General features: G+C 74.0%; 13 protein-coding genes and 1 pseudogene. 6 read left to right on the forward strand and 8 right to left on the reverse strand.

Annotated features, from left to right (window positions below; translation table 11 throughout):
• Window positions 1-106: 106 nt before the first annotated feature.
• Complete coding sequence (locus EAO70_RS21110) at window positions 107-1,429, forward strand: hypothetical protein (RefSeq protein WP_261993042.1); 1,323 nt, start codon at window positions 107-109, stop codon at window positions 1,427-1,429.
• Between the two features lie 80 nt (window positions 1,430-1,509).
• Entirely contained in the window at window positions 1,510-2,127 is a 618-nt protein-coding gene (locus tag EAO70_RS21115) for a spherulation-specific family 4 protein (protein ID WP_148004425.1), read from the forward strand.
• 42 nt (window positions 2,128-2,169) lie between these two features.
• On the opposite strand, the gene EAO70_RS21120 is transcribed toward EAO70_RS21115, so the two are convergent.
• Window positions 2,170-2,934, reverse strand: a complete 765-nt coding sequence (locus EAO70_RS21120) for an adenosylcobinamide-GDP ribazoletransferase (protein WP_261992974.1) — start codon at window positions 2,932-2,934, stop codon at window positions 2,170-2,172.
• A gap of 76 nt (window positions 2,935-3,010) precedes the next feature.
• Between EAO70_RS21120 and EAO70_RS21125 the strand changes: the two genes are divergently transcribed.
• Window positions 3,011-3,778 carry a hypothetical protein gene (locus tag EAO70_RS21125; protein WP_148004427.1) on the forward strand — a complete coding sequence of 256 codons (768 nt, stop codon included), beginning with the start codon at window positions 3,011-3,013 and terminating at the stop codon, window positions 3,776-3,778.
• Here the strand turns inward: EAO70_RS21125 and EAO70_RS38065 are convergent.
• The 4 genes and pseudogenes from EAO70_RS38065 to EAO70_RS21145 all read right to left on the reverse strand — a co-directional run bounded on the left by EAO70_RS38065 (window position 3,715) and on the right by EAO70_RS21145 (window position 8,596).
• Complete coding sequence (locus tag EAO70_RS38065; protein WP_187283969.1) at window positions 3,715-4,428, reverse strand: hypothetical protein; 714 nt, start codon at window positions 4,426-4,428, stop codon at window positions 3,715-3,717. The genes EAO70_RS21125 and EAO70_RS38065 overlap by 64 nt on opposite strands.
• Window positions 4,425-6,188, reverse strand: coding sequence for a phosphatidylglycerol lysyltransferase domain-containing protein (locus EAO70_RS21135; protein ID WP_148004428.1), 1,764 nt, complete (start codon window positions 6,186-6,188; stop codon window positions 4,425-4,427). Before EAO70_RS21135 ends, EAO70_RS38065 begins: the two co-directional genes overlap by 4 nt.
• A 130-nt stretch (window positions 6,189-6,318) precedes the next feature.
• Complete coding sequence (gene cobT / locus EAO70_RS21140; protein WP_148004429.1) at window positions 6,319-7,398, reverse strand: nicotinate-nucleotide--dimethylbenzimidazole phosphoribosyltransferase; 1,080 nt, start codon at window positions 7,396-7,398, stop codon at window positions 6,319-6,321.
• Window positions 7,399-7,445: 47 nt separating this feature from the next.
• A pseudogene (locus EAO70_RS21145) lies at window positions 7,446-8,596 on the reverse strand (bifunctional adenosylcobinamide kinase/adenosylcobinamide-phosphate guanylyltransferase).
• Between the two features lie 91 nt (window positions 8,597-8,687).
• On the opposite strand from EAO70_RS21145, the gene EAO70_RS21150 reads away from it, so the two are divergent.
• Entirely contained in the window at window positions 8,688-8,894 is a 207-nt protein-coding gene (locus tag EAO70_RS21150) for a hypothetical protein (protein ID WP_056560402.1), read from the forward strand.
• A gap of 70 nt (window positions 8,895-8,964) precedes the next feature.
• On the opposite strand, the gene EAO70_RS21155 is transcribed toward EAO70_RS21150, so the two are convergent.
• From EAO70_RS21155 to EAO70_RS21165, 3 genes are all read right to left on the reverse strand, one after another.
• Window positions 8,965-10,086 (reverse strand): S1C family serine protease, encoded by a 1,122-nt coding sequence (locus tag EAO70_RS21155; RefSeq protein WP_148004430.1) that lies wholly within the window; start codon window positions 10,084-10,086, stop codon window positions 8,965-8,967.
• 109 nt (window positions 10,087-10,195) lie between these two features.
• Complete coding sequence (locus tag EAO70_RS21160; RefSeq protein ID WP_187284031.1) at window positions 10,196-10,930, reverse strand: methyltransferase domain-containing protein; 735 nt, start codon at window positions 10,928-10,930, stop codon at window positions 10,196-10,198.
• Window positions 10,931-11,037: 107 nt separating this feature from the next.
• Window positions 11,038-11,640, reverse strand: coding sequence for a DUF3043 domain-containing protein (locus EAO70_RS21165; protein ID WP_148004432.1), 603 nt, complete (start codon window positions 11,638-11,640; stop codon window positions 11,038-11,040).
• Window positions 11,641-11,912: 272 nt separating this feature from the next.
• Between EAO70_RS21165 and EAO70_RS21170 the strand changes: the two genes are divergently transcribed.
• A complete protein-coding gene (locus tag EAO70_RS21170; RefSeq protein ID WP_148004433.1) occupies window positions 11,913-12,713 on the forward strand; it encodes a PspA/IM30 family protein in 801 nt (266 codons plus the stop codon).
• 75 nt (window positions 12,714-12,788) lie between these two features.
• On the forward strand, window positions 12,789-13,067 hold the full coding sequence (pspAA, locus tag EAO70_RS21175; RefSeq protein WP_148004434.1) for a PspA-associated protein PspAA: 279 nt from the start codon (window positions 12,789-12,791) through the stop codon (window positions 13,065-13,067).
• Window positions 13,068-13,346 lie beyond the last annotated feature (279 nt).

The following is a 13,346-nucleotide window of genomic DNA, read 5'->3' on the forward strand; positions in this document are numbered from 1 at the left end:
CGTAGAGGTCCTCGGCGAGCGCGAAGGAGTCGGCGCGGCCGTAGGTGAGGCGGATGTGGTCGTCGGTCATGCCGTCGGACTCCAGGACGGCGGCGATCTCGTCGGGATGCACGGCGACGGCGACGAGCTCGCCTCGCGGCTCGGCGGGCTCGTCGCCGTCGCCGTGCATCCCGACGAGATCGCCGCCGTCCTGGAGTCCGACGGCATGACCGACGACCACATCCGCCTCACCTACGGCCGCGCCGACTCCTTCGCGCTCGCCGAGGACCTCTACGCGCGCGTGGAGCGGCGCCACCCCGCCCCCGAGGCGCCGCCCGGCGGCGCCTGGCACACCGGGCTCGCCGGCTGTCTCCTGCGCGGGCTCGTCTTCGCCCTCCCCGGGCTCGCGTACGTCCTCGCCGCACCCCTGCTGGCCGGGGACCAGGGACGCTTCGGGCTCCCGGGCGGAACGGTTCCGCTGCTCGCCGGCGCCGTCACCGGCTGGGTCTGGAACCAGGCGCTCGCCCACCGCGCGTACACCTGGCTGGGCCTCGGCGACCGGCCCGCGGCCGCCCGCACCCTGCTCTTCGGCGCCCCGGCCGGCGCCCTCGCCGGCACGGCCGTCGCGCTCGCGGCGGCCGCACCCGGCGAGACCCCGGCGGCCCTGTTCGCCGCCGGGCAGTCGCTCTACCTGGCCGCCGCGACCGTGCTCCTCGTCCTCGGCCGCGAACGCGCCCTGCTCGGCGCGCTCGCGCCGCTCGCCGGAGCCGTCCCCGCCTTCCGCTGGGACCTGCCCGACCCGCTGCGCGCCGGCCTCCTCCTCACCGCGCTCACCGCGAGCGTCACCCTCGCGGGGCTCGTCCTCGCACCGGGCGCCCGGCGGCGGGCGGCGGGACGCGGCGGCCCGCCGCGCGCGGCCTCCCTGCCGTACGGACTGTTCGGTCTGGGCAGCGGACTGCTGGTGCTCCAGGCGGGCGTCGGCGGCACGCCGGTGAGCGGCGCGGGCGCCGTCATCGCGCTGACGCTCTCCATGGGGCCCGCCGAATGGCTGCTGCACCGCTTCCGGGGCGAGAGCCTGACCCGGCTGCGGACCCAGTCCACCGCGCGCGAGTTCCGCCGCGCGGTCACCGGCACCCTCGTCCTCTGCCTCGGCGGCTACCTCGCCGTCCTCGTCGGGCTCACCCTCGCCGTGACCCTGGCCTGGCCCGGGGCGCCCTGGCCGACGGGCCCGCGCCTCGTCACCCTGCTGCTGGTCGGGACCGTGCTCTGGCTGGGGCTGCTGCTCCAGGCCTTCGGCGCGGTCCTCAGCGCGGCCGCCGTCTGTCTGCTCGCCGCCGCGACACAGGCCCTGCAACCCGCGGCGGGCCCGGTGGCCGCCGGGGGAGCGGCGGCCGTCCTCACCGTCCTCACCTGCGTTCTGCTGGCCCGACCGACCGCCCACCGCGCCTGACCACCGACCGCCTCTGACCACCCACTACGTCCGACCACCCACCCTGTCCGACCGCCCACCGTGTCTGGGGGACCCGTCCCGTGAACCACCTCCTCCTGGTGCCGTTCTACGAGCACCCGGCCGACCGGCCCGAGGCCTGGTCGGCGCTCGTCGACGCGGCGCCGTCGCTGTACGGCGTCGTCGTCAACCCGGCCAGCGGCGCGGGCGAGGCCCGCGACCCGGCGTTCGCGGCGGCCGCCGACCGGCTGCGGGCGGCCGGGGTGCGGCTCCTGGGGTACGCGGACACCGACTACGGACGGCGCCCGCACGCCGACGTGGTCACCGACCTGCTCCGCCACCGCGACTGGTACGGCACGGACGGCGCGTTCCTCGACCAGGTCTCCACCGCGCCCGGCGCCCTGGCCCACTACCGGCGGGTCGCGGTCGCGGCCCGGTCCGCCGGGGCCGCGACCCTGGTGCTCAACCACGGCGCCCATCCGGACCCGGGCTACGAGGAGTTCGCCGACCTCCTCGTCACCTTCGAGGGCCCCTGGGACACGTACCGGACCCTGGACCTGCCGGTCGCGCCCCACTACTGCCATCTGGTGTACGCGGCTCCGCCCGGCGTCCGACCGGTCACCGCGGTGCACTGCGCCGTCCCCGGCACGGGCGCGCACCCCTGGGGCACCCTCCCGGAACTCCCGGAGCCCGCCCGCTGACCCCGGCGGCGACACGCGGCGGGCGCGGCGACCCGGGGCCGTTCAGCCGAGGGCCAGGACCACGAGCGCCGTCGTCACGGCCGTCTCCTCCACCGCTCCGAACACATCGCCCGTCACCCCGCCGAACCGCCGTACGCAGCGGCGCAGGAGGGCCGCCGACGCAGCCAGGGCGGCCCCGGCCGCCAGGACGTTGCGGACCGCGTCGTACGGGGAGAACAGCAGGCCCGTCGCCGCGAGCAGGACCAGGACGACCGCCGTGGAGAGCGTCGCGGACCGGACCGGGACGGTCGCGGCGACGATCGCGCCGAGGCCCTCGGGGCGGGCCGCGGGAACGCCCTGGCGGGAGGCGTGGGTGAGGGCGAGGCGGGCGACGGTGGCGGCCAGCGCGGTGCCGACCGCGCCGTGTGCCCAGCCCTCCCCGTACAGCTCGGAGAGCGCGGCGACCTGGCCGAGAAGGACGAGGAGCAGCGCGATGACGCCGAAGGGGCCGACGTCCGACTGCTTCATGATGCGCAGCGCGTCCTCGGCCGGCTTGGCACTGCCGAGGCCGTCGGCGGTGTCGGCGAGGCCGTCGAGGTGGAGGCCGCGGGTGAGGACGGCGGGCACCGCGGTGGAGACGACGGCGGCGAGCAGCGGCCCCGAGCCGAGGGCGAGGAACGCGCCGCCCAGTCCGGCGGCGAAGAACCCGACGGTCAGCCCCGCCAGCGGGGCGCAGAGCATGCCGGCGCGTGCCGCGTCCCGGTCCCAGCGGGTGATGCGGGCGGGGAACACCGTGAGGGTGCCGAAGGCGAAACGCAGGCCGTCCATCCGGGCAGGGTAATCGCCGCCTCCGGACGGTAGATTGCGCATACCGGGCATTTCGCGCAATCCGGAACGGGGTGGCATGGGTCACTGGTTCTCCCGCAACATCGTCGAGCCGGGCAAGCTCCCGATGCTCCTCGCGCTGACCTCGTTCATCGTGACGTTCCTGGTCACGCGGACCATCGTCCGTCTCATCCGGGCGGGCAGGGGGCCCTTCGGGAACGTCTCCTCCGGCGGGCTCCACATCCATCACGTCGTGCCGGGCGTGGTCCTCACCGTGATCGGCGGCTTCGGCGCGGTCGGCAGCGACCGGCACGGGGTCGGGGCGGCCGTCTTCGCCGTGGTGTTCGGGGTCGGCGCGGGCCTCGTCCTGGACGAGTTCGCGCTGATCCTCCACCTCGACGACGTGTACTGGAGCGACGAGGGCCGCAAGAGCGTCGAGGTCGTCGTCCTGACCGCCGCCCTGGTCGGGCTCACCCTGAGCGGCTTCTCGCCGCTCGGCGTCGACGACATGACCGCCGGCGAACGCCAGGACCGGCTCACCTTCATCCTGACCCTCGCCCTGAACTTCCTGCTCATCCTGATCACCCTGGTGAAGGGGAAGTTCCGGATGGCGGTGATCGGGACCCTGATCCCGTTCGTGGCGATCGTCGGCGCCGTCCGGCTCGCCCGGCCCGGCTCCTGGTGGTCCCGCCGGTTCTACCGCCGCCGCCACCGGGCGCGGGCCCGGTCCCGGATCCGCACCTACCGGCACGACAGGCGCTGGACCAGGATCCGGCGTCGCACTCAGGACTTGATCGGCGGCTTCCAGGAGCGGGTCCCCGGGCGGGGCGGCTCCACGCCCTCCTGACCGCGCTCGCGCCAGGCCTGGACCCCCATCAGGACGAGGACCCCGGCGATGGCGGCGAGATGCTCCTTGCCCGCCAGGTTCGGCTTCACGATCACCTCGACGACCATCGCCACGACCACGAGCGTCCCCGTCCACCGGGCCCGGTACCGCCAGCAGACGTAGACGGCGAGGCCGACCACGGCCGCCGACGGCCCGGTGTCGTGGACCAGCGCGTCGGAGGCGGGCAGCCCGAACGGGCTGTCCGGCCCGAGCGCGATGCCCACCCGCGCGTACAGCGTCCCGCAGAGCGTGGCCAGATACGCGACGGCGAGCGTCCGCCGCCGCCCGAGGCAGATCTCGGCGATCCCGAACACCAGCAGCACCTGGGCGAGCGCGCCCCACACGGGCAGGTCGAGCGCGGGCACGAACAGCGAGAGCGGGGTCCGCAGGAGCGCCAGCCAGAACGGGTCCTCGGCCCGTACGGAGCCGATGTTCTGGACCGGCTGGTAGCCCCAGTCCTGGTTCTGCACCAGCTGGAAGAGGGCGGTGAGGCAGACGGCGGCGAGCGTCATGGGGACCGCCCGCCACCGCTGGGTGACGAGCGCCGTCCGTACGGTGCGGAACAGCGGCCCCCACTCACGGCGGGCGAACTCCCGGAGGGCGCGTCTCAACGGCCGCTCTCCAGATGCCGGCGGTGCATCCACTTCGGCAGCCCCGGGGCCTCCAGGAACCCCTCCGCCCGGCCCGCCGCGAGGCCGATGCGCAGCAGGTCCGCACTCTTCTCGAAGAGCATGAATCGGGGCTCCCAGATCGGTCGGTACTTGGCGTTGGCGCGGTACAGCGACTCGATCTGCCACCAGCGGGAGAAGAAGCTGAGCAGCGAACGCCACATGCGCAGCACGGGCCCCGCCCCGAGCTTCGAGCCACGCTCGAAGACGGACCGGAACATCGCGAAGTTGAGCGACACCTGAGTGATCCCGATCTCCCTGGCCCGCTGGAGGAGTTCGATGACCATGAACTCCATCAGACCGTTCTCGGAGTCGCGGTCCCGGCGCATCAGGTCGAGCGACAGCCCCTTCGGACCCCACGGCACGAACGACAGCACCGCCCGCAGCTCACCCTGCTCGTCGGTGCACTCCAGCATCACGCAGCGGCCGTCCCGCGGGTCGCCGAGCCGTCCCAGCGCCATCGAGAAGCCGCGCTCGGTGGCCCCGTCCCGCCAGTCGTCGGCCTTGCGCAGCAGCTCGGCCATCTCCTCCGCGGGGATGTCCTCGTGACGCCGGATCCGGACCTCGTACCCGGCCCGCTTGACCCGGTTGAAGGCCTGCCGGACCGTCCGCATGGCCCGGCCGTCGAGGGTGAACTCATCGGTCTCGACGATCGCCTCGTCGCCCAGCTCCAGGGCGTCCAGACCGTGCCGGGCGTAGATCACCCCGGCCTCCTCGCTCGCCCCCATCACCGCCGGGATCCAGCCGTGCTCGCGCGCCTCGGCCAGCCACGGCTCGATCGCGCCCGGCCACGCCTCGGGGTCGCCGATCGGGTCGCCGGAGGCGAGCGAGACCCCGCCGACCACCCGGTAGGTCACGGCGGCCTTCTCGCTCGGCGACCACACGACGCTCTTCTCGCGGCGCAGCGCGAAGTAGCCGAGCGAGTCGCGGTCGCCCTGCTTGTCCAGCAGGGCCCGCAGCCGCTCCTCGTCCTCCTCGGTCAGCGGGTCGGTGGCCCGGCGGGAGCGGAAGGCGGCGAAGAGCACCGCGAACAGCAGCAGCGTGGACAGGACGTTGATGGTCACGTCCACCCAGCCCGGCGGGCTGATCCCGGCGAACCGCGAGTCGTCCGAGGCCAGAGTGATCAACCGCATCACGCCGTACCGCCAGCGCTCCAGGAAGGTGGAGGGGGCGTCGGAGGCGTTGGTGACGGTGACCAGGACGGCCGCCAGCAGCGAGGTGACGAGCAGACCGCCGACCGCGACCACCGCGGCCAGCCACGGGTTGGAGCGGTCCCCCTTCGCGTAGAACTCCTTCCGGCCGAGCAGCAGCGCGAGCACGAACGCGGCGGTCAGGACCAGCGAGATCCAGTTCTGGGCGTGCTGGCGGATCTCGGGGAAGAGCATCACCAGCGCGAAGAGCAACAGGAACAGCCCGCTCAGCACCAGGTTGAGGATCCACGCGGCGCGCTTCCGCCGCCGCATGGTGATCGCCAGGAAGAGGGTGAAGACCCCCGAGGCGAAGCCGGCCGTGAGCAGGTACGGAGTGAAGAAGTTGTCCTCGTTGTGCCGGCGCAGGTCCTGCCCGAAGGAGACCCAGACGGCACTCAGGAAATTGATGAACGTGACGACGCGCAGGTACCAGACGGCGAACGCGGCGCTGCGCCGTGAACGGGCCGTGGTGCCCCGGGGCGCTGCTTCGGCGGACAAACGGACCTCTCCCATGAAAAGCGATCATATGGGGCGTCGTTTGTCATGCGCCGACGCCGGAGGCGGCCGCGCGCGCGTCGTGCGCACCTGACGTGCGCCGCGCGTACGGCCGCCTCCGGAGCCGACGAATCCCTGCGTCCCCGCGTCAGGCCCCGGAGCCGGTGTCCCCGCCGTCCGGAGTGGTCGGATCCGGACGCTCGGGCAGCTCCGCGGCGAACGCCGCCGCGGCCTTGACGAGGGGGAGTGCGAGCAGCGCCCCGGTTCCCTCACCCACATGGACGCCGTGGTCCAGCAGAGGGTTGAGCGCCATCCGGTCCAGGGCCTTCGCCTGCGCCGGCTCCCCGCTCACCTGACCCGCCAGCCACCAGTCCGGCGCCCGGAACGCCGCCCGCTGCGCCACCAGCGCGCACGCCGCGCCCACCACACCGTCCAGGATCACCGGCATCCGCCGCACCGACGCCTGGAGCAGGAAGCCCGTCATCGCCGCCAGGTCCGCCCCGCCGACCGCCGCGAGCAGCTCCAGCTGGTCACCCAGGACCGGCCGGGCCCGGCGCAGCGCGTCACGGATCGCCGCGCACTTGCGCATCCACGCCAGGTCGTCGATCCCGGCACCGCCGCGGCCCGTCACCACGGAGGCGTCCGTCCCGCACAGGGCGGCGATCAGGGTGGCCGCCGGAGTCGTCCCGCCCACGCTCAGATCACCGAGCACCACCAGATCGGTGCCCGAGTCCGTCTCCTCGTCGGCGATCGCGATCCCCAGCCGGACCGCCGCCTCGGTCTCCTCGGCCGTCAGCGCGTCCTCGATGTCGATCCGGCCGCTGCCGCGCCGCACCCGGTGGCGCACCACCTCGGCCGGCAGCAGCTCCGGGTCGCAGTCCACCCCCGCGTCCACGACCCGCACCGGCACGCCGGTCGACCGCGCCAGCACCGCGACCGGACTCGCGCCCTCCAGCACGGCCCGCACCAGCTCGTGGGCGGTGCCCGCCGGGCGCCCCGACACATCGAGCGAGGCCACCCCGTGGTCCCCGGCGAAGAGCACCACCTTCGGCTGCTCGATCGCCCGCACCTTCACCGAGGCCTGCGCGGCCGACAGCCACTCCCCGAGCTCGTCGAGCCGGCCGAGCGACCCCGGCGGCACGGCCAGCCGCTCGCGGCGCTCCTCGGCGTCCCGCCGGATCCCCCCGTCGGGGCGCTCGATCAGATCGGAGAAGTCGTCCAGGTTCACGGGTATCCGCCTTGTGACAATCAGCGAGGGCCATCGGTGCTGGCACCCTACCCGCGCAGCACGAGCGCCTGACCGGCGACCACGAGGAGAACCTCCTCGCACTCGTCCGCGAAGGCCGCGTTCAGCCGGCCCAGCTCGTCGCGGAAGCGGCGCCCCGCCGCCGTCGCCGGCACCACACCCGAACCGACCTCGTTCGTCACCGCAACGACCGTACGGCGGGTCGCCCGCACCGCCGCCACCAGCGCGGCGGTCCGCTCCCGCAGCGCCGCCCGCCCGCCGCCCGCCCAGCTCTCGTCGTCCCAGGCGCCGACCCGGTCCATGGCGTCCGTCAGCCACAGCGACAGACAGTCGACCAGGAGCGCCGGCCCGTCCCCTTCGAGCAGCGGTACGAGGTCACAGGTCTCGGTGGCTCCGGGTCGCCCTCCCGGCCCCCGCCGGTCGCCACGTACAGCACGTCGGGGAAGGTCTCCAGACGCCGCTCGGCCTCCACCGACTTCCCCGACCGCGCCCCGCCGGTCACCAGGGTCCGCCGGGGCACGTCCGGCACCTCGTGGTACTCGCCCACGTACAGCGTCGTCCCGTCCGGCACCGCCCGCGCGCCCGCCGCGGCCAGCCGCCGGTCCAGCTCGGCGCCGGTCGGCGCGTCGTGGTCCAGGTGCCCGGCCACCACGTCCGTCGCCGGACCGACCGCCCCGGTCGCCCGCAGCCGGGCCAGCGCCTCCGGCCGCCCCGTCACGTCCACGACCACCATGTCGTACGGCCGCCGGTGGTCCTCCGGAAGCCCCGCCGGTGAGCCGCCCGGCGGCAGGTACAGCAGCGTCGCGCCCTCGGCCGAGGTCACCTCGTACCCGGTACCGGGGGAGTCCATCGGCACCGCCCGCACCCGGTGCCCGGAGATCAGCGTCAACTCCCGTCCGTCCGGCACCCGCCCGGCGGTGGGCAGCCCCGCGGGCACTTCCACCGCGGGCCCGTCGTGCGGATGGGTCAGCAGCACCTGCCGCACACCCACCAGCGAATGCCCCGACCGCGCGGCGGCCAGCGCGGCGCCCGGGGTCAGATCGAGCAGCAGGGCCCCGTCCACGAGCAGCGCCGTCGCGGCGCGCACCCCCGGTCCGCGGGAGAGCGCGCACACGGCGCAGGAGCAGTCGGGACGGGGCAGTCCGAGCGGGGCACCGGTGCCGAGCAGAGTCAGTTCCACCCTCAGATCCTCCCGTGCCACCGCGAGCGGTGCGCGCCCGGCTACGCTGCGGGCAGGAAACGGATCATCCGGTGAGCGCCAGGAGGCGGACATGGCATGGACGTGGCGGTTCGAGAAGTCCGACGGCACGGAGGTCGAGCCGGTGGTGACGCCGGAGGAGTTCACCACCCAGGGCGACGCGGAAAGCTGGATCGGCGAGCACTGGCGTGACCTGCTGGGCGGAGGGGCGGACCAGGTGACCCTCTCGGAGGACGACACGAAGATCTACGGCCCGATGCCCCTGAACGCAGAGGGCTGAGACTTCGGCGGGACGATCGCCCACACGGGGGTGGCGGGGGGCTGCCAGGCGCGGCAGCCCCCTGCTCCCCCTACATCTCGCCCAGCCTTACCTTTGCCGTCCGCGTCTCCGACCCCCGCTCATACGTCACCACCACCTCGTCCCCCGGCCGGCGCGCGGCCAGCGCCTCCGCGAGGGACGTGATCGTCGTGATCTCCGTGTCGCCCAGCCGTGTGATCACGTCCCCCGGCCGCAGCCCCGCCTTCCCCGCCGCCCCGTTCGCGGGTGCCTCGACCACCGCCACGCCCGTCGGTTCGTAGGCGTCGTCGAGGAGAGTACGGCCCGTGATGTCCAGCGCCGCCCGGCCCGAGTCGGTGACCTTGCCGTCCTTGACGATCTGGTCCGCGATCGTCCGTACCGTCGTGGCGKGGATCGCGAACCCGATGCCGGCCGCCGAACCGCCGCCCAGCTCCGGGTCGACCGCCGCCAGCGTCGGGATGCCGATGACCTCGCCGTCCAGGTTCACCAGCGCGCCCCCGCTGTTCCCGGGGTTGATCGCCGCCGACGTCTGGACCATGTTCGCGAGGGTCGCGCCCGTCCCGCCGCCGTTCTGGCCCTCGCTGACCGTGCGCCCGGTCGCCGAGACGATGCCCTGGGTCACGCTGCCGGACAGGCCCAGCGGGGAGCCCATCGCCAGCACGATCTGGCCCATGTCGACGGCCGAGGAGTCGCCGAACCGCGCCGGCTTCAGCCCCTGCGGCAGCGATTCCAGCTTGATCACCGCGAGGTCCTGCTCGGGGTACGTGGAGACGAGCCGGGCGGTCACCGGCCGGCCGCCCGTCGCCGCGCTGACCCGGAAGGTCTTCTCCCGGCCGACCACGTGCGCGTTGGTGACGATGTGGCCCTTGTCGTCGTAGACGACCCCGGAGCCGAGGCTCTCGGACGCGTCGATCTGCACGACCGACGGCAGGACGTTCTTGATGACGGCCCGGTAGTCGTCCTCCAGGTCGTTCGCGGCGAGCGGCGCCGCCGCCTGCGTGGAGCGGTCCGGCGCGGGCGCGCCGCCGCCGCCCGAGCAGCCGCCGAGGAGCCCGACGGCGCAGACCACGGCGGCCAGCGACGGAACGGCGGAACGGGGGAGAGGGGGGAGACCGGAGAGACGGGAGAGCGGGGACCTCGGCGGACCCGGCGCGCGGGCGGGGGAGACGTCCATGTCCGGAGTATCCGTGCCGTCCGGCCACCCGGCCCGGCGAGCGCAGCCGATCAGCGGAGCCCGAGCCCCGCCCGGCGCCCCGGCCGCCCGTAGACGGCCGGCGCCGGAATCAGCCCCGTACCCCGCAGAGGTGCAGCAGCGCCGCCACCCGGCGGTACGGCTCGGTCCGCCCCGCCCGGTCCTCGGCGGAGAGCAGCCGGTCCAGCTCCTCGGCGGGCGGCAGCCCCGCGTCGGCGGGGACGGCGTCGGTGAAGACCCGCACCCCGTACCAGGCGTGCAGCGGCGCCGCGATCCCGGCGAGCGTCGACGTCAGCGCGTCGAGCCGGTCGGCCCGCACCTTCACGCCGTCGTCGTCGGTGTAGACGTCGGAGTCGAAGCCGCCGAGCGCACCGGACCAGTCGCCGGCCAGCCCCGGACGCATGGCGAGGGCCTCCGCGTTCCGTACGACCAGCGAGAGCAGCCCGCCGGGGGCGAGCATCCGGGCGAGCCCCGCGAGCAGCGCGTCGGGCTCGTCCGCGTACATGAGGACGCCGTGGCAGAGGACGACGTCGAAACTGCCGGGGAGGAAGTGCACCCCGGTCTCGCGCCCGTCGCCCTCGATCAGCCGGACCCGTTCGCGGATTCCGGCGGGTTCGGTCGCCAGCGACTCGCGGGCGGCCTTCAGAAGGTCGGGATCGGCCTCCAGGCCGGTCACCGTGTGCCCCGCGCGGGCGAGGCGGAGGGCCTGGGTGCCCTGGCCCATGCCGGCGTCGAGGATGCGCAGCCGCTGCCCCACGGGGTAGCGGCCGGCTATCTGCTCGTCGAGCTGCCGGGCGACTATCTCCTGCCGGATGGTGTCGCGCAGCCCGCCGGAACCGGCGGGCCAGTGCGCGACGACGGGCAGTACGGGCCCCCCCGACTCCGACGTCGCGGCACCGAAGGCCCGCTCGACGGTCTCCGAACTCTCGGCGCTCAGGGCCGCTCTCCGCGCTTGACCTGCGGCTTCGGCAGTCGCAGTCGGCGCATCTGGAGCGTACGCATCAGACCGTAGGCGACGGCGCCGCGCTTCGGCTCGTTCGGGAAGCGCTCGTTGAGCTGCTTCCGGAGCCGGATCCAGATGCCGACGGAGTCGATGACGATCAGGATGATCACACCGAGCCAGAGCAGCAGCGAGATGTTCTGCAGCGACCGGTTGGCGTTGCCGAACAGCGACAGCACGAGGATCACCACGGCCATCGGCAGGAAGAACTCGGCGATCGCGAACCGCGAGTCGACGAAGTCGCGCACGAAGCGGCGGACCGGACCCTTGTCCCGGGCCGGCAGGTAACGCTCGTCGCCACTGGCCAGCGCCTCGCGCTGGCGCGCCAGGTCGGACCGGCGTGCCTCGCGCTGGCGCTTGGCGGCCTCCTTGCGGTCGGTCGGCACCGTCGCGGCGCGACGGCGCTGGGTCTGCGCGTCACTCCGCTTCGGGGTCGGGCGGCCCTTGGGGGCCTCGGGGTCGCGGGGCTGCTTGGAGAGGTCCGCCGTCACCTTGTCGGTGGGGGCCTTCTCGTCCTTCGAACGGCTACGGAACACAAAACCCAAGGGTACGGGGTGGCGGGCATGAACCCCATGCCGGGCGGGAACGATCCGCTAACAGAGTGCGTCTACGGCGGTACGTACGCGGGACGGGCGCGGGTTTCCCCTAGATCCATCTACTCCCTGCGCGGGAGGGGAGGCCGACCGTAGTCGTCCTTGGGGAGGAGCGCATCCGGCTCCGAACAGTGCGGTAATGGAGACAGGGCCCGTACTGTGGATCCTGTCGAAAGCTGGAGCCGAAGTCCGTCAGAAGGGGGCGCGCGAAGCCCATGAGCGGTGTCATGAAGCGTATGGGGATGATCTTCCGCGCGAAGGCGAACAAGGCCCTTGACCGGGCCGAGGATCCGCGCGAGACGCTCGACTACTCCTACCAGAAGCAACTGGAGCTGCTGCAGAAGGTGCGACGGGGCGTCGCCGACGTCGCCACCTCCCGCAAGCGGCTCGAACTCCAGCTGAACCAGCTGCAGGGCCAGTCCTCCAAGCTGGAGGACCAGGGCCGCAAGGCACTGGCGCTCGGCCGCGAGGACCTGGCGCGCGAGGCGCTGTCCCGGCGGGCCGCGCTCCAGCAGCAGGTCAGCGATCTGGAGGTGCAGCACCAGACGCTGCAGGGCGAGGAGGAGAAGCTCACCCTCGCCGCCCAGCGCCTCCAGGCCAAGGTGGACGCCTTCCGCACCAAGAAGGAGACCATCAAGGCCACCTACACGGCGGCCCAGGCGCAGACCCGGATCGCCGAGTCCTTCTCCGGCATCTCGGAGGAGATGAGCGACGTCGGCCTCGCGATCCAGCGGGCCGAGGACAAGACGGCCCAGCTCCAGGCGCGCGCCGGCGCGATCGACGAGCTGCTCGCCTCGGGCGCCCTGGACGACCAGTCCGGGCTCGCCAAGGACGACATCCAGGCGGAGCTCGACCGGCTCTCCGGCGGTACGGACGTCGAGCTGGAGCTCCAGCGGATGAAGGCGGAGCTGGCCGGCGGCCCGTCGGCGCAGCAGCAGTCCATCGAGGGCGGCGGCGCTGCCGCGCCCCAGGACGCCCCGCAGCAGCACCAGTCCCACCCGCGCTTCGAGAAGTAGGCGCCGGCCCGCGCGGGCAGCGGTCCGCGCGGGCACCGGACGTAGGCGACAGCCCGCGAACAGACAGGACGCGTCATGATCGTACGGATCATGGGGGAGGGCCAGCGGAAGCTGGCCGAAGGCCATCTCGTCGAGCTGAACAGGCTCGACGAGGAGCTGCTCGGGGAGATGGAGTCGGGGGACGAGGACGGCTTCCGGCGCACGCTGGGCGCCCTGCTCGGCGCGGTCCGGCGGCTCGGCGAGCCGCTCCCGGACGCGGCGCTCGAACCCTCGGAGCTGATCCTGCCCGGCCCGGACGCGAGTCTGGACGAGGTCAGGGAGATGCTCTCCGACGACGGCCTCATCCCGGGCTGACGCCCCGCAGTCTCCGGCCGACGATCCGGAGCCCGCGGCGGCTGACGCCGCGGAAGAGCCGCTCGTCTGTGACCCGGGCTGACGCCGCGGAAGAGCCGCTCGACGCCCTGTGACCCGGGCTGACGCCGCGGGAGTGCCGCTCGACGCCCTGTGACCCGGGCTGACGCCGCGGAAGAGCCGCTCGACGACCCCTGACCCGGGCTGACGCCCGGGAGATCCCGGCCGGCGACCCTGCCGAAGGTCCCGACATCCCCCAGGGGGTGTCGTCGAACCCTCGTC

This window comes from Streptomyces sp. adm13(2018) (genome assembly GCF_008042145.1).
Taxonomy (GTDB): Bacteria; Actinomycetota; Actinomycetes; order Streptomycetales; family Streptomycetaceae; genus Streptomyces.

Coding starts and splice junctions, on each gene's coding strand:
- pspAA (WP_148004434.1), top strand. CDS start 12,789: ATGATCGTACGGATCATGGGGGAGGGCCAGCGGAAGCTGGCCGAAGGC.
- EAO70_RS21120 (WP_261992974.1), bottom strand. CDS start 2,934: ATGGACGGCCTGCGTTTCGCCTTCGGCACCCTCACGGTGTTCCCCGCC.
- EAO70_RS21135 (WP_148004428.1), bottom strand. CDS start 6,188: ATGGGAGAGGTCCGTTTGTCCGCCGAAGCAGCGCCCCGGGGCACCACG.
- EAO70_RS21110 (WP_261993042.1), top strand. CDS start 107: ATGCACGGCGACGGCGACGAGCTCGCCTCGCGGCTCGGCGGGCTCGTC.
- EAO70_RS21125 (WP_148004427.1), top strand. CDS start 3,011: ATGGGTCACTGGTTCTCCCGCAACATCGTCGAGCCGGGCAAGCTCCCG.
- EAO70_RS21150 (WP_056560402.1), top strand. CDS start 8,688: ATGGCATGGACGTGGCGGTTCGAGAAGTCCGACGGCACGGAGGTCGAG.
- EAO70_RS21170 (WP_148004433.1), top strand. CDS start 11,913: ATGAGCGGTGTCATGAAGCGTATGGGGATGATCTTCCGCGCGAAGGCG.